This is a genomic window from Chlorogloeopsis fritschii PCC 6912 (assembly GCF_000317285.1).
Lineage (GTDB): Bacteria > Cyanobacteriota > Cyanobacteriia > Cyanobacteriales > Nostocaceae > Chlorogloeopsis > Chlorogloeopsis fritschii.
In genome coordinates this window covers 14,686-30,057 of sequence record NZ_AJLN01000046.1, presented here as the reverse complement: position 1 = coordinate 30,057, position 15,372 = coordinate 14,686, and the positions used below count along the sequence as shown (strand labels likewise).

The 15,372-nt window shown below is 42.2% G+C and carries 12 protein-coding genes; 5 read left to right on the top strand and 7 right to left on the bottom strand.

The annotated features are described in order from the left end of the window. Window positions 1-111 precede the first annotated feature (111 nt). Entirely contained in the window at window positions 112-1,062 is a 951-nt protein-coding gene (locus tag UYC_RS0105195; protein ID WP_026087371.1) for an aldo/keto reductase, read from the top strand. Between the two features lie 109 nt (window positions 1,063-1,171). Here the strand turns inward: UYC_RS0105195 and UYC_RS0105190 are convergent, their stop codons facing one another. Both UYC_RS0105190 and rimO read right to left on the bottom strand, forming a co-directional pair. Further along, window positions 1,172-2,716, bottom strand: a complete 1,545-nt coding sequence (locus UYC_RS0105190; RefSeq protein WP_016873588.1) for a DEAD/DEAH box helicase — start codon at window positions 2,714-2,716, stop codon at window positions 1,172-1,174. Between the two features lie 147 nt (window positions 2,717-2,863). Then, complete coding sequence (gene rimO, locus UYC_RS0105185) at window positions 2,864-4,180, bottom strand: 30S ribosomal protein S12 methylthiotransferase RimO (RefSeq protein ID WP_026087370.1); 1,317 nt, start codon at window positions 4,178-4,180, stop codon at window positions 2,864-2,866. Window positions 4,181-5,068: 888 nt separating this feature from the next. Between rimO and btpA the strand changes: the two genes are divergently transcribed. The 4 genes from btpA to UYC_RS0105165 all read left to right on the top strand — a co-directional run bounded on the left by btpA (window position 5,069) and on the right by UYC_RS0105165 (window position 10,912). Then, entirely contained in the window at window positions 5,069-5,917 is an 849-nt protein-coding gene (gene btpA / locus UYC_RS0105180) for a photosystem I biogenesis protein BtpA (protein WP_016873586.1), read from the top strand. 178 nt (window positions 5,918-6,095) lie between these two features. Beyond that, window positions 6,096-7,079, top strand: coding sequence for a vitamin K epoxide reductase family protein (locus UYC_RS0105175; protein WP_016873585.1), 984 nt, complete (start codon window positions 6,096-6,098; stop codon window positions 7,077-7,079). A 660-nt stretch (window positions 7,080-7,739) separates the two neighbouring features. Continuing rightward, a complete protein-coding gene (locus UYC_RS0105170; RefSeq protein WP_016873584.1) occupies window positions 7,740-9,941 on the top strand; it encodes a CHASE2 domain-containing protein in 2,202 nt (733 codons plus the stop codon). A gap of 698 nt (window positions 9,942-10,639) precedes the next feature. Then, window positions 10,640-10,912, top strand: coding sequence for a hypothetical protein (locus UYC_RS0105165; protein WP_016873583.1), 273 nt, complete (start codon window positions 10,640-10,642; stop codon window positions 10,910-10,912). Window positions 10,913-11,061: 149 nt separating this feature from the next. On the opposite strand, the gene nadB is transcribed toward UYC_RS0105165, so the two are convergent. The 5 genes from nadB to UYC_RS0105145 form a co-directional block, all read right to left on the bottom strand. Then, window positions 11,062-12,750: an L-aspartate oxidase gene (nadB, locus tag UYC_RS0105160; RefSeq protein ID WP_016873582.1), complete on the bottom strand. Its 1,689-nt coding sequence runs from the start codon at window positions 12,748-12,750 to the stop codon at window positions 11,062-11,064. A 71-nt stretch (window positions 12,751-12,821) separates the two neighbouring features. Then, window positions 12,822-13,115 carry a hypothetical protein gene (locus tag UYC_RS39350; RefSeq protein ID WP_127011306.1) on the bottom strand — a complete coding sequence of 98 codons (294 nt, stop codon included), beginning with the start codon at window positions 13,113-13,115 and terminating at the stop codon, window positions 12,822-12,824. Between the two features lie 49 nt (window positions 13,116-13,164). Then, window positions 13,165-13,608, bottom strand: a complete 444-nt coding sequence (gene psbU / locus UYC_RS0105155; RefSeq protein ID WP_016873581.1) for a photosystem II complex extrinsic protein PsbU — start codon at window positions 13,606-13,608, stop codon at window positions 13,165-13,167. Between the two features lie 595 nt (window positions 13,609-14,203). Continuing rightward, on the bottom strand, window positions 14,204-14,608 hold the full coding sequence (locus UYC_RS0105150) for an ExbD/TolR family protein (protein ID WP_016873580.1): 405 nt from the start codon (window positions 14,606-14,608) through the stop codon (window positions 14,204-14,206). Then, window positions 14,592-15,242 (bottom strand): MotA/TolQ/ExbB proton channel family protein, encoded by a 651-nt coding sequence (locus tag UYC_RS0105145; RefSeq protein WP_016879279.1) that lies wholly within the window; start codon window positions 15,240-15,242, stop codon window positions 14,592-14,594. Before UYC_RS0105145 ends, UYC_RS0105150 begins: the two co-directional genes overlap by 17 nt. Between the last annotated feature and the right edge of the window lie 130 nt (window positions 15,243-15,372).

Genomic DNA, 15,372 nt, shown 5'->3' with positions numbered 1-15,372 from the left:
TTATATTTTCTATATTTTCTTTCCTTCTGCCCTCTGCCTTCTACTGATCGCAATCTATTATGTAAAGTTAAACTAAGAAAGTAAATAAATGTAAATAAATATTTCTTGAAAGTGGAAAACATCACATTAGGACACAACGGGTCAGTTGTGAAACCCTTGTGTATTGGTACTTGGGCTTGGGGCGATAAGCTATTTTGGAATTATGGCAATGACTACGGCCCACAAGAGTTGCAAGCTGCTTTTGATGCAGCTATTGAAGCTGGCATCACATTTTTTGATACCGCTGAGGTATATGGATTTGGAGTTTCTGAACAATTGCTGGGGCAATTCATGCAAAAAACCGAACAGAAGATGCAAATTGCTACCAAATACGGGCCTTTCCCTTGGCGGATCACTAGTCAATCTGTTGCCGATGCTTTAACAGAAAGTCTCAAGCGCTTGCAGGTTCAAAAAGTAGCCTTGTACCAAGTACATTGGCCTTTTACCTTTTTCATGAGCCAAGAAACCCTAATGAATGCCCTAGCAGATGAAGTGGAACGGGGCAGAATTGAGACAGTAGGTGTGAGTAATTACTCAGCACAGCAAATGCGAGAAGCACACCAGATCTTAGCTCGTCGTGGTGTACCCTTAGCTGTCAATCAAGTGCGCTATTCTTTGCTAACTCGCCAAATCGAAACTAACGGTATTCTCGATACTGCCCGCGAGTTGGGCGTAACAATTTTGGCTTACAGTCCTTTGGCTCAAGGATTACTCACTGGCAAATACACTCCCAATAGCAGCGAAACTCCCAGTGGTGCCAGAAAAATAGATTCAAGATTTAGTAAAGAAGGCTTGCAAAAAATTGAACCAGTAATATCTTTGCTACGTCAATTGGGGGAAAAACACCAACGTACTCCTGCCCAAGTAGCTTTAAATTGGCTAATTGCCAAAGGCAACGTTATTCCCATTGCTGGAGCAAAGACAGCCCAGCAAGTACGAGATAACGCTGGTGCGCTGGGTTGGCAATTAACTGATGATGAAATCACCCAGCTAGAAAAACTTAGCCGTCCTTGGCTGAAGTAATCAAGTCAAGTCACTGTATATTACTAAATCATCCAAAGTCTATAGTCAACAGTCTAGAGTTTTTCACCAATAAGTTCTGGCTATTGACTATTGACTAACGACCAAATAATTACGAGGCTGATTCGCTAGCTGTAGGAGAACCTAGCTTCTTCGGAGTCATCGAATGTTCACGCCGTGCTGTCCGCAATTTGGGCTTGGGAGTGCCGTGTTTGTCTGCATCGTTTGCACGCGTGTCTGATGAATTCCAAGAGGAACGACGGGAGCGATGTTCTCCATTTCCTTCCCGACGCCCATTCCGTAATTTGGGTTTGGATGAGTGATTGATTTCCTCTTCTAGAAAATCAGCTTCGGATTGCAGCCAAGTTGGACGAGTTTGATCGTAAGCAATTTGTAATGCTGCTGCGGCGATCGCATGAGCATCATATTGCTCGCTCAACTGGCTAACAATAGTCAAAAATGAAGCCATTCTTTCACCAGCCAAAGCTTCTTGCACTTGCACTTGCAGTTTTTCTAACTGCCGTGCTTCTATTTGCGCCCGTGTGGGAATTGACAACACTTGCCAATTCTGACGCACGTGGCGTTCAAACAATTGTTGTTTGCGGCGCTCAAATGGCTGCACTAAAGTAATTGCTGTACCTTCTTTTCCTGCACGTCCTGTACGACCGATGCGGTGAACGTAAGTTTCTACACTATCAGGTAAATCAAAGTTGATCACGTGGGATAATTGGTCAACATCCAAACCCCGTGCAGCAATATCAGTGGCTACTACCCAACGCACTTGGCGATTGCGGAACCTTGTCAATAGCCGTTCCCGTGCCTGTTGTGACAAATCGCCGTGATATTCATCAACACTATGCCCAGCAGCTTGCAATTGGTTGGTAAGTTCAGCCGCAGTACGTCTGGTGCGAACAAAGATGAGAGCCGACTCTGGATCTTCCATTTCCAAGATTGGCTGCAAAGCTTTGACTTTTGACCATTGACGCGGTACTACGTAAGCTACCTGATTGATTTTGTTAGGAGCCGCTTTTGGTTGTTCGACAGTCACTGTTACAGGATCGTTGAGAAACTTATTAACCAACTGTCGAATTGATGGCGGCATTGTCGCTGAAAATAAAGCTGTTTGCCGCTCTCGTGGAGCCTGAGACAGAATTTTCTCAACATCATCGATAAAGCCCATGCTTAACATTTCATCGGCTTCATCTAACACAAACCATTTCACCCGATCTAATTTCAGGCTACCCCGCTCTAGCAAATCAATCACCCGTCCTGGCGTACCCACAACAATGTGAACGCCACGTTTTAGTTGTAAAATTTGACGGTCAATTGATTGACCACCATAAATTGCTAAAACACGCAGTCCTTGGCTACTAATAAACTCACAGACAGCATTTTGAACTTGAATTGCCAACTCACGAGTTGGAGTCAAAATTAAGGCTTGTACCGCCTTTTGACTAGCATCCAGCCGCTCCAAAATTGGCAGAGAAAAAGCTGCTGTTTTACCTGTACCAGTTTGGGATTGACCTACTACATCGCGACCAGCTAAAAGTTGTGGAATCGCTTGTGCTTGAATATTTGTTGGTGCGGTAAAACCAAGTTTTTCTAGTTGCTCAATGAGCTCTGGTGAAATGCCTAGTTCTTGAAATAAAAGGGTCATCAACTCTCCTATGTTTTAGATTGAATTTTTTATGAGTTAGTAGAAGCGGGTTTCATTGATGATTTTTCAGTTAAAACCGACAATTTCTCTTTTAAACCCGCCCGTACAGTGGATAGTAGTTAGTGGTAGATAACCAGTTAGTAACTACTAACTACTAACAATTCCATACAAGTCGTATGTATCAGCTGCTTTGATAGTTACTGGTACAATTGTTCCCAATCTTGCAGTTCCTTGAACGTAAACTTGCCCATCCACTTCTGGAGCAAATCTGGCAGAACGACCGGCTAATTCCCCTGTTTGAGGATGTTCTTGCTCGATTAATACAGCAACTACTTTGCCAACTTCCTGCTGATTTTTCTGATGAGAAATTGGCTGTTGTAACTCCATCAATACATCCCGCCGCTCATCCTTCACTTCTTGCGGCAATTGATTGGGTAGGTTGTAAGCTGGTGTTCCTTCCTCCGCTGAAAACGCAAAAACGCCAACGTGGTCGAATTCATGGCGCTCTACGAACTGCAACAGATGCTCAAAATGCGCCTCGGTTTCACCAGGAAAACCGACAATAAAAGTAGTCCTCAGCACCGCTTGTGGTATTGCTTTCTTGATGCGTTCAATAATCGCATCGTTCACTTGCCCTTGCCAAGGACGATTCATCGCCCTCAGAATCTCAGGGTGGGAATGTTGCAATGGTAGATCCAGATATGGTAGGACATTGGGTGTTTCCTGAATTGCCGCAATTACATCTGGGGTTAGTCCCGTGGGATAGGCGTAGTGCATCCGAATCCACGGTACATCTACTTTCCCTAAAGCGCGGAGCAATTCGCCTAATTTAGGCTTTCCGTAAATGTCTAAACCATAATTTGTCGTAATTTGGGAAATCAAAATGATTTCCTGCACTCCTTGATTGGCAAGCTGCTCTGCTTCGGCAACAATCGATCCTATCGTCCGCGATCGCTGATTTCCCCGCAAATACGGGATAATACAAAATGCACAACGATAATCGCATCCTTCTGCTACCCGCAGATAGGCTACGCCTTCGGTTGTAGTGCGGTAACGCGGTGTAGTTTCGTCACCTATATAAGTTGGCTCGGCACTAATCTGTTTGACGCGCTCGCCTTGTTCTGCCCGCTCAATTACATCTACTATTTTGTGGTAGTCACCCGTACCTACCACTGCCACAGCTTCCGGTAACTCCTCCAACAACTGCTCCTGGAAATGCTGCGCCATACAGCCTGTAATGACGATTTTTTTATTTGCTTCTGCCAGTTCTACCAAGGTTTTGACAGATTCTTGGCGAGCTGCTTCGATAAAGCTACAGGTATTAACAATAACGTAATCTGCTAACTCTTCATTACTATCTACACCATAGCCTGCTTCTACTAGCAGTCCAAGCATATGCTCTGTATCAATTCGATTTTTTTCGCAACCCAGGTGAGAAATTGCAATTGTTGGTTTATCACCCATACTATAAAAAATTTTTTCAGTTTTTTCAGTTTTGTTTTTTCGTCCAACACTCAAGCTCCAACTTCCAATCTCGGACACCTCTATATGAAGAAACGAGCTTCTTCACCGATGTCCGTAAAAGTCATAGTTACCGACAGGAATCTATGACCCCAATGAATATAAAGGATCGAAAGGATCGTGCTATGATATCTCTACAATTGTGCTTTCCAAGGGAAAAACATACGGTCTTTAGGCAAAATAGACAGTTATAAGTTTTGTTAAGCAAATCGCCTTTTGGTATTTTACATTACCGTGGCGCGTGCGTTGTGAATCTACTCTACCCTAAAGGGAGCCACTTTACCCTAAAGGGTTTGTGGTGAGAAGTCGCTACCATATAGGAAAATTACGCACAAAACCACGCCTTGTATGGCGGTAATGCTACCATTTTATTCAGACCTGGTCTGAACTAAAGATGACAGGCTAATTGCCTGCTCAACGGGAAACAGCCACCTTGCGGTAAGACCTCTGAGTTTGGGGGTTCATCTGCCCTTACGGGAAGCCGTACTTACGGTAGGCGCTCTGCGTTTACCGCGTCTACGACGGAAACCACCAAGACCCCGACTCCCTCACTGCTTGGCGTCGTGTGCGTCTTGTGAGTTGCAAACTCCTCTTGTAGCCAGTTTTTATCTTAACATATCTTATGGAAGGTTTGACGCCAATTTCCATCCTAAGGGGGAAGCACTAAACCGACCAAATACAAAACAAATTTGAAGAGTTAGTCAAAAGTCAAGAGTCCAAAGTCCAAAATTCATAGTCCAAAAGTCATAATCTATAGGATTTTAACCATTGACGATTGACAATTGACTATTGACGATTGGCTGTGGACTTTGTGTAGCTTTCTTTAAAGACGTGGACTTATATCAGCTATTTAAAACCCAAAAACCGATTATTGGTGTAGTTCATTTACTACCGCTACCTACCTCGCCCCGTTGGGGAGGTAGCCTAAAAGCAGTGATTGACCGTGCCGAGCAGGAAGCAACAGCTTTGGCCAGTGGAGGAGTTAATGGCATCATAGTGGAAAATTTTTTTGATGCACCGTTTCCTAAAAATCAAGTCGATCCTGCTGTTGTGAGTGCAATGACTGTGGTGGTGCAGCGCATACAAAATTTGGTGACGTTGCCGATCGGGATCAATGTTTTACGGAACGACGCCAAAAGTGCAATGGCAATAGCCAGTTGTGTGAGAGCGCAATTCATCCGCGTTAACGTGCTTAGTGGTGCAATGGCAACCGATCAGGGTTTAATTGAAGGAGAAGCCCATCACTTGCTGCGCTATCGGCGGGAGTTGGGTAGCGATATCAAAATCTTCGCTGATGTTTTGGTCAAGCACGCTCGCCCTTTGAGTTCTCCAAATCTGACTGTTGCCGTGCAAGATACTATTGAGCGTGGTTTAGCAGACGCTGTGATTTTGTCTGGTTGGGCTACTGGCAGTCCACCAAATCTAGAAGATTTGGAATTGGCTTCACAAGCGGCAGCAGGTACGCCCGTATTTATTGGTAGTGGAGCCTCTTGGGAAAATATTGCTACACTAATGCAGGCGGCAGATGGTGCGATCGTTTCTAGTTCCTTGAAACGCCAAGGACGCCGCGAGCAACCTATTGACCCGATTCGCGTCAGTCAATTTGTGGATGCTGCACGCCGTAGTTGGAACTCCAAAGGCGATAGCAAATCTGTTTCTTCAATAAGCATACAGTCATAAACTGTGGGATGGGTAGTAGTTAATAGTTAATGGTTAATCGCAATGAACAATTAACAATTAACAATCAGCTACTAACTACTGTACGGGCGGGTTTTAACCACAATGTTTCTGTGACCACTAAAGTATCTATAATAAACCCGCCCCTACTAACTACTAACTAATTTACCGATTCTTGCCTATGAGTCGCCGCCGTTCTACTCCTTGGATTCATCGCCGATCGCGTTTGTTAATTGCCGCGATCGCTGTTTGTGGTGCCTTAACAACAGCTTATTTAACTGTGGTCAAGTTTACCCAAAACTCTGCTGCGTGTCCTACCCAAAGTTGCGATCTTGTACTGCAAAGCGAATATGCTACTGTTTTTGGACTGCCTCTAGCCTTATTTGGGTTTTTGGCTTACACCAGCATGGTGATTTTCGCCTTAGCTCCTTTGGCTGTTGATCCTATTAAACAGAAAGATACCCGTCTAAAGCTAGAAAATTTGACTTGGTTGCTGCTACTAGCAGGAGCGATCGCCATGTCAGTTTTCAGTGGTTACTTAATGTACCTGCTGTTTTTCAAAATTCAAGCACTCTGTATTTACTGTCTTGGTTCGGCAATGTTCTCCTTAAGTATGTTGATACTGACCATTATTGGTCGTGCTTGGGAGGATCTAGGACAAATCTTTTTTACTGCTATTATCGTGGGCATGGTTACTTTGATTGGCACCTTGGGTATTTATGCTAACGTGGGTCAAAGTAGCAGTGATGTGGTTCTCAACGAAAGACCTGGTCAAACAACAGAAGTTACTTTTAAACCCGCCAAACAAGCTAAACCAGGAGTTGGGTGGGAAGTTACCACTACTTCTGGTGAATCAGAAATCGCTCTGGCAAGTCATCTTGCGAAAATAGGTGCCAAGGAATATGTTGCTTGGTGGTGTCCTCATTGCCACGAACAAAAGCTACTCTTTGGTAAAGAAGCTCACAGCAAACTCAATACTGTAGATTGTGCTCCTGCCGACAATCCCAATCTTCAAAAAGATGAATGTAAAGCAGCTGGAATTCGGAGCTACCCCTCTTGGATCATCAATGGTAAAATCCACGAGGGAGTACTGAGCCTGGAAGAGTTGGCGAACATTTCTGGCTATACGGGGCCGCGTAACTTCAAATATACTTTACGTCGTTAAGCAAGTTAGAAATTATTTGTATAAATAGACTCTTAAAAGTTAACTAGGACATACACGAAGAAGTGTAATTCTAGTTGGCTTTTTTATTTTTTACTAATAAGTAACTTGTTGTGTTAGTAATTATTATACCATGCTGCATACGTATATCTGCATAGTAGTTATACCCAAGCATCTCACAATCATATTTAATTCAATAAATTCATCATTTTAAAGTTGCCATTTTTTTTAGAGTTTGCATCCCAAGTTACTTGACTATTGGTGGTTTCGCGGTAAAAAACGGTTACTAAGAAAATGCAACAGCTACTTCATAATTTTGACTTGCCATTTTGACTTGCCGATTTGATGTTTCTATTAGTACCCTTTTGTTATCTCTCGTCCAAATTTAGGTAGAGGTTATGCCGATGAGCACAATTAAAAAATTTGTCTATATGACATATTTTTAGTCTATTTAGATTAAAAATTGGCAAAATTGTGCTTAATAAGTCATATACGCTAACAAAGTACAAAAAAATAAATATATCTTTCAGTTTTGCATAATTTTAGTTCAAATCTGAGTAATCAAAAATGAAAACCTTTAATGGAGAGCTAAGTGGTGAGTGTAAGCTCCGGTAGGAGAGCTAGAGCGTATGGTAGGCGGTATTTTCAAAGCAGGTACTAGAGATGATTAAACATCTAGACAAGCGTCTTGTGAAGCTATTATTGACGCTCAAACAATACCTACTTTCCACACGTAGGGAATGTATCACTGCCTCCAGCGTTGCAATTTGCGTGCTAGTATTGCGTTCTTTGGGGTTGTTGCAATCTTTAGAGTGGGCAGTTTTAGATCAATCCTTTCAATTGCGTGCAACTGAAGCACCAGAAGAACGGATTGCGATTGTAGCAATTGATGAAGCTTTCTTACGCCAATCAGGTTCTTGGCCAATTCCAGATGGTATCATCGCTGATGTTTTGCAAAAATTAAACGCTTACAAACCACGCGCTATTGGCTTAAACATCTACAGGGATTTGAAAGTAGAGCCTGGGCATGAGAATTTAGTAGCAGCTTATCAATCGATACCGAACTTAATTGGCATTGAATTGCTGTCAAATAAAAAAAACGTTAATGTGTCACCGCCACCAGAACTCAGCCGACTTAATCAAGTGGGTTTTAACAACGTACTGCTTGATACTGATGGCAAGGTACGGCGTAGCTTGTTGTATTGGCACATTGAAAATCGGGCACACGAAAGCTTTGCCCTTAAGCTAGCGAAGCTGTATTTGCAGCCAGAGGGCATTGAACCTAAAAGAGCAGCAAGCAATCCTAAGTATTTGCAGTTGGGTAAAGCAGTGTTTCCTCGGTTTCAGCCGAATGATGGAGCTTATGTTGGGGCAGATAACAGAGGTTATCAAATTTTGTCCAACTTCCCCAAATTAGCTTGTAGAAATCCATTGTCAGAAATTTGTGGTTTTCGCAAAGTGTCGATGCAGGCTGTGTTAGCCGATCAAGTACCGAAAGAATGGATCAGCGATCGCATTGTTCTAATTGGTTCTACCGCGCCCAGTCTTCAAGATTTCGTTTTAATTCCCTACTCCAGTCGTCTGGTAGGTACGGTAAAGCCGATCTCAGGTATCGAACTACAAGCTTATTTTGTCAGTGAGTTAATCCGCGCTGCTTTACAAGGAAGACCGTTACTAACAGTTTGGCCTGAACCTGTAGAATGGTTATGGGTTTTTGGTTGGGCTTACATAGGTGCTGCTGTAAGTTGGCGAGTACGGCGTTTTAGCAGCAGCGTCTTCAGCATAGCGTTATTTTGTTGCGTGTTGGCTGGCAGTGCCTATATGACTTTTTTGTTTGGTTTGTGGATACCGCTTGTACCTGCATTGCTAAGTTTTAGCGGTTCAGCTGTTGCGATCACTTTGCAAGTTGCTCAAATGCAGGAAGAATTGAAACGCTCCAAAGAGTTTTTGCATCAAGTTATTAATACAATTGCCGATCCAATTTTTGTTAAAAATGAAAAACATCAGTTGATTGTTTTAAATGAAGCTTATTGTCAATTAATTGGTTACTCCAAGGAGATGTTGCTGGAAAAATCAGACTATGATTTTTTCCCTAAACATGAGGCTGATGTCTTTCGGCGACAGGATGATTTAGTGTTTAAATCTCAGCAAGCCCAAGAGCATGAAGAAGAATTTACTGACGCTAGTGGTAGAACTTATCTAATATCTACTAAGCGATCGCTCCACAAAGATGGGGCGGGTAATTTATTTCTGGTGGGAGTAATTCGCGATATTACTAAACGCAAGTTGCTAGAAGAAGAACTGAAACGCACTGCTGCACAGTTATTTCGCTCCAATCATGAATTAAAACTGCAAGAAGATCGTTTGCGTTATTTGGCATATCATGACGCTCTAACGGGTTTACCCAATCGTAAGTTTTTTTCTGAACAACTGCGTGAGTCGATTGAGTGGGCAAAAAATCATAATTTGTTACTCGGACTATTATTTATTGATTTGGATGGTTTTAAGCAAGTCAACGATACTCTTGGGCACGAAATTGGCGATCGCTTACTGATCGCTATCGGACAAAGGCTGAGTAACTGTTTGCGCGGCAGTGATACTGTTTCCCGTTTTGGTGGTGATGAATTTACTGTGATTTTACGGGCAATCCCTAGAGTGGAAGTAGCTACTAAAGTTGCTGAAAAAATTTTAGTAACCATTACTGAGCCGATTGTTTTGGACGGACATATCACTAAAGTATCAGCCAGTATTGGCATTAGCGTCTATCCAACCGACACTCAAGACTATGAAACTTTAATCAAACAAGCTGATACTGCAATGTACCGAGCCAAACATCTCGGTAAAAATCGCTATGAATTTGCTTAATTTTTTGAGTTCCTTCTTGAGTCGGGCTACTTTTAGAGAAATTCTCAGCAAATATACTTAGCAAAATCAAAACAATTTAACTGCTATCAGTTGAGTAACTACTCTCTCAACTATGTATTTATCTAACTTTTTTGTAGCTATTTGCAATCAGATCTAATTGCTACAGTTTGTATTGCCAAAGCAATAATACTTATATATATTCAATTACCGTAAATATACTTATACATTCTTCATCTATGATGAAGAGAATTGTAAATAACCTCGGAGAAAAGTTGCCACTTTGGCAACGTTAGAACAAAAAAATTAGATATTTTCACTGATAAATACCTTTGATGGAGAGATGAAAGCAATAGTACGCAATACTTATGATTTCTCATGTGGAAAATACAGGTTTTAATACCAAAATATTAAATTTGTATTAAAATGGTTCGAGTAATCAATGTTATTGTGGTTTTTCATGGATAGCTAATACTTTCGATAGATGTAAAAAACTGCTGAAAAGGAATACAAAGTTATAAAGTTAACTAAGCATAAGCGAAAATAGCAGCTTACATCCTAAGCTGCAGACTCTGGTTTATGGGTGCATTCAGTAATTAACCAGAGAAAAATTTCAGCATTGTCAAAAATTTAACTAAATAAAGTTCTTTGTCACAACCAATACTTGTTTTAAAAAGTTCGCAAAGGTTGATTGAGGATTTATGGGGACTAGCTTGAAAATTACTTATGCTGTTTTGTGTATTATCGGAGCTACTCTGATAATTCTCAAAAATGCCGATCGCGCTTGGACTTATACTTATAGTAGTACTGCTATGAGTCCAGGCAGTAATCATGAAAGTAGAGGTACTTTAGTCAGTCTGCAAATAGATTTTCCAGGTATCATAGACACAGTTACTGATGATCAATCAGACAATGAATATGAACCACCAAATTATGGTGGTCCTGATGTTTCTTATGGCAGTGGTACTCGTTGATGAAGGTAGTTCCGGCTACGTCTGGCATCAGTGATGATGCAACAAGCATGGAGAAGCCTCTACCTGGGATCGGCTTCTTCAAAAAGGAACTTGTCTGGCTTTTTTTTTGCTGTACCTCATGTCATAGGGCATGGAAGCGGAATTTTAACTCACTCTCCTACAGGCGATTTCCACCAATTGCGATTCTCTACCAGTGTGTGAACTTGCCAGCTAGGATCGGATTGAGGATAGTCTAAGCGATAATGCCCTCCTCGGCTTTCGGTTCTAAAGGCAGCACTTTTAAGAATTAAATAAGCTACATCTAATAAATTGCGAGTTTCTGCCCACAGTCGCAAATGCCGCTCCACTTCAGGCGTTGTGAAACTAACTGATTGTTTGGGATGTAAAGAAAGCAAAAATTGGCTCACTTTCAAGCTGGCAAAATCTTGCTGCCAAGATTCTACAGTTGCGATCGCCGTCTCCAAACCTGATTGTTCTCGACAAATACCAGCATTTTGCCAGACTAAACGCGGTATTTTTTCGCGTAGTACTTCTAAAAATTCTAGCTGAGTCTGCCACTCATTCTCAGACAGGGCAAAGGTTAATAATTGCAACAGCTCTGCAGACTCTTGTTGTTCATCTTTGATCCTTGGCAATTCATCCTTAAGATGTGCCATCTGTGCGCCAAACACAATGCATTCTAGTAAAGAATTACTCGCCAGACGATTTGCACCGTGTACGCCAGTACTGGCAGTTTCCCCTACAGCGTACAAACCCGGAATATTTGTGCGATTCATCAAATCTGTGAGAATACCACCCATCCAGTAATGAGCAGCGGGGGCGACAGGAATTGGTTCACAAAAGACATCTATACCCCAGTGCTGGCAGACTTTAATAATGTTGGGGAAGCGGTGGCGAATTTTGTCAGGAGGAATGGGGCGCATATCCAACCATACGTGAGCGGTAGCAAGATCGGCAGCAGTGCTTTGCAAATGACTAAAAATCGCCCGACTCACCACATCTCTGGGGGCTAGTTCACCATCGGGGTGATAGTCAAAGGCAAAGCGTCGCCCTTCATTATCGACAAGATGCGCTCCCTCACCGCGTACAGCTTCACTAATCAAAAAGCGATCGGCTCCAGGTTTAGTTAGGGCTGTAGGATGGAATTGCACAAACTCTAAATCGCGCAGAATCGCTCCAGCTCGCCATGCGATCGCTACCCCATCTCCTGTACTGACATCCGGGTTAGTAGTTTGGGCAAATACTTGTCCGCCACCACCCGTTGCCAGCACTACAGCACCAGTTTCAATCCATCTAATTTGATTTTGATAGAACAAGCTAATTCCCTGACAGCGCCCAGTTTGTGGATGTAACCACAAACTCAAAGCTAAAGCTTGTTGAATCACTTGAATGTTTGGGCGGCGCAATACTTGGGCAGTCAGAGTAGTTATGACTTCCCTACCTGTGGTGTCGGCGGCATGAAGAACACGGTGTTTGGAGTGGGCAGCTTCTAAGGTTAAAGCTAACTCGTTGTTGTGACGGTCAAAAGCTACTCCCAAGTTTACCAAAGATTGAATGCAGCGAGGAGCGTGTTCGGCAAGGAATTCAACTACTGAGCGATCGCATAAACCTGCGCCGGCTTTGATCGTATCTTCAACGTGTAGTTTTGGTGAGTCATCTGGGGCGATCGCTGCAGCAATGCCTCCTTGTGCCCAATCACTAGCTGACAAAGAAATTGTTTTTTTAGTAATTAAACCAACTCGCAAAGTTTCAGGCAAACAAAGCGCCGTATACAATCCAGCAGCACCAGCGCCGACAACTAAAACATCAAATTGGTTAGGGAGATTTATCTGCTGCAAGGTATGGAGTAGTGGGTGAGGAAATGTAAAACTTAACTATAAAAGATGAAGAATGATGATTACTTCATGCCTCATCCTAAGCTAAATGGGCGAGAAAAATTCAACGTATATGAAGAAATATAAATTTTTTGTAGTAGGTTGTCGCCAAGTGCAACGCACCCTACTTCATTCCTCATCTTATCTAATAGGAAGACGCCTAAAGGGCGTCTAAAAAATTTAATACTATTGCAGTATTTTTGCGATCGCACGTGCGGGGGTGGCGACAAAAGCGGTGCTGTGATCGCGGTGACTCCGTCGCCAGCAAAAAATTTTCCGGATTTTTTGCCCCCACCGTGGGCGCTTTGCGATCGTAATCCCACTCCCAAAAGCAGGAGTGGGTTGATGATTAAGAACTTAACTGCTATTTGAGGCTAACTATCTGTAGATACCGTTGTTATAGCGGTCAAATCCTTCGGTATATACAGTTTCTACCGGATTAACGGTAAATTTATCTAGATTTGCTTCCAGGATTTGTTTTTGACGTTCGCTCAATCCTTGAATTTTTAATACATCCTCTACGTTGTCGTAAGGAGCATTCTGGATGATTTTGCCTGCTAAGGTAGGATACAATCCTGGGTATTTTTGAAAAGCTCGGACGTTGGTATTATTCAAATCAATTTTTTCACCATACACATCTGCCAGCTTGGCGTCTGCGGGGTTACGCAAGTTTCTTGTTCCCTCAACCGCCAAAACTGAGATTGATGGTAAGGCAAAATTGTTAAGGTTAGCAGCTTGGGCGATCTGAGGGGTACCCAGCCACGCCAAGCATCCTAAAAACAACAAACTAAAAACTGTTAATAAACGCACCAATCCTCTCACGATTTTTCTACCTCTTTGATCAAACCGGAATAAAAGCTTTAAGCTAATAGCGTTCAACTCAAAGATTTCAACACCACGGACACTTGTTTTTTAGGGTAGTAAGAAGTTGGGAAACAAACTTCGCTATCAAGGTGATGGCTTTTATAGTGTTTGTTTCTTCTAAATTCATCCTACACTAAGGCTGTAGTAAGGGCTACAGCCTACAAAATGCCTTTTGAAGGCATCTATATTTTTATCTTTTATCCTTGAGTTGATCGCTGACTAGCTTAATCAACACAGCAGTCATTAGAAACTAATATACAGCGTATTAATGTCCCCAATAATTGCTGTTACTGGATTTGATCGAAAGTTTTGCCAAAAAAGTTTTAAATAGTTTTGACTGCTTTGAGCTAAATAGCTGAATAATCTGAGTTTTTCTGGCGTATATTCGTTATTTTAGCTTTTATGCTAACTTTACGCTTATTTACAAAAAAATTTGGCGGGTTGTTTCCTCTGCTCAGTTTTGGCAACAGCCCACCAATATGCACTTCCATCCAAAAATTTACGAAATCTCAGCCTTCGCTAGTTCTTAAAAGGTGGTTAAGCTGGGAATAGGTTAAGGTCTTTGGGTAGCGATCGCGAGCTTTGCACCTTCAACCTGCCGTACCCGATCCATTACTGCCACAACCTGTCCGTGATTTACTTTCTCATCGGCATTAATAATCACCAATGCTTCTTTATTAGCTCCTACCAACGTCCGTAATTGCCCTGTCAAGGTTTCAACAGTTGTTGGTTTGCGATTCAGGCTAATTTGCCCTTCCTCATCCAGAGTGATGGTGATTTTAGTTGGAACTTGCGCTCTTTGAGATGTTGTTGCTTTGGGTAAATTTACTGGTAATCCATCACTTCGGGTTAAAAACAGTGTTGACATGATAAAAAACGTCAAAATCGCAAATATAACATCAATCATCGGCACGATGTTAATCTGCGGCGGCATTTCTGCCTCATCTTGTAGACGCATAAACCATTTCTCCTCGTTCGTAGCGACGACGGTAGAGTAGTTCCAATTGCCCGCCGTATTCTTGAATTAAAGCCATTTGCCGTTGGTACAGTCCCCGAAAGGTATTTGCAAATAACAGTGTAAATATTGCCACCACCAATCCTGCAGCTGTAGAAACTAGAGCTTCACTAATACCACTAGTAACACCTGCTGTTTGCTGCCCTCCCACATCGCCAAGATTCAGAGAGGAAAAGGAAGTAATCAATCCAAGAACAGTCCCCAATAATCCGAGTAGTGGGGCCAAAGAAACGATTGTGTCAAAAATATTACTAAATCTCTTGAGAGAGGGTATTTCTGCTTGGGCTTCACTTTCCAACGCCAAGCGGAATTCTTCCGGATTCGGTTGATCTAGCTCCAAAGCCGCAAGAAAAATACGTGCGATCGGTAAGTCAGCATTCTTCTTGAGTTTATCGAAAGCACCAACCAGGTTATCTAGACGATAAAGATTTAATACTTCTTTGACCACCCGGTTTTGACGATGAGTGATGCGATACCAAAAACGAAGACGCTCGATAATTAGGGCAACTGCCAACACCGAAAAAGCCAGCAGAGGCCACATAACTATGCCACCTGCTGTAAAAAGTCTACTAATCATGTACCGTTCCTAAATGAAAGTCAATAACCCAAAGTTAAGATTACCAGGTTATCTCAGACAAATGATAGATTTTCTCAAAAACAATATGACAAATAATATATAATGTCAAGTTTTATCTAATTTTTATGAC

Excerpts from the sequence above, each read along its gene's own strand:
- UYC_RS0105190 (WP_016873588.1), bottom strand. The coding sequence starts at position 2,716 with ATGACCCTTTTATTTCAAGAACTAGGCATTTCACCAGAGCTCATTGAG.
- rimO (WP_026087370.1), bottom strand. The coding sequence starts at position 4,180 with ATGGGTGATAAACCAACAATTGCAATTTCTCACCTGGGTTGCGAAAAA.
- UYC_RS0105175 (WP_016873585.1), top strand. The coding sequence starts at position 6,096 with ATGAGTCGCCGCCGTTCTACTCCTTGGATTCATCGCCGATCGCGTTTG.
- UYC_RS0105170 (WP_016873584.1), top strand. The coding sequence starts at position 7,740 with ATGATTAAACATCTAGACAAGCGTCTTGTGAAGCTATTATTGACGCTC.
- UYC_RS0105165 (WP_016873583.1), top strand. The coding sequence starts at position 10,640 with ATGGGGACTAGCTTGAAAATTACTTATGCTGTTTTGTGTATTATCGGA.
- UYC_RS0105150 (WP_016873580.1), bottom strand. The coding sequence starts at position 14,608 with ATGCGTCTACAAGATGAGGCAGAAATGCCGCCGCAGATTAACATCGTG.
- UYC_RS0105145 (WP_016879279.1), bottom strand. The coding sequence starts at position 15,242 with ATGATTAGTAGACTTTTTACAGCAGGTGGCATAGTTATGTGGCCTCTG.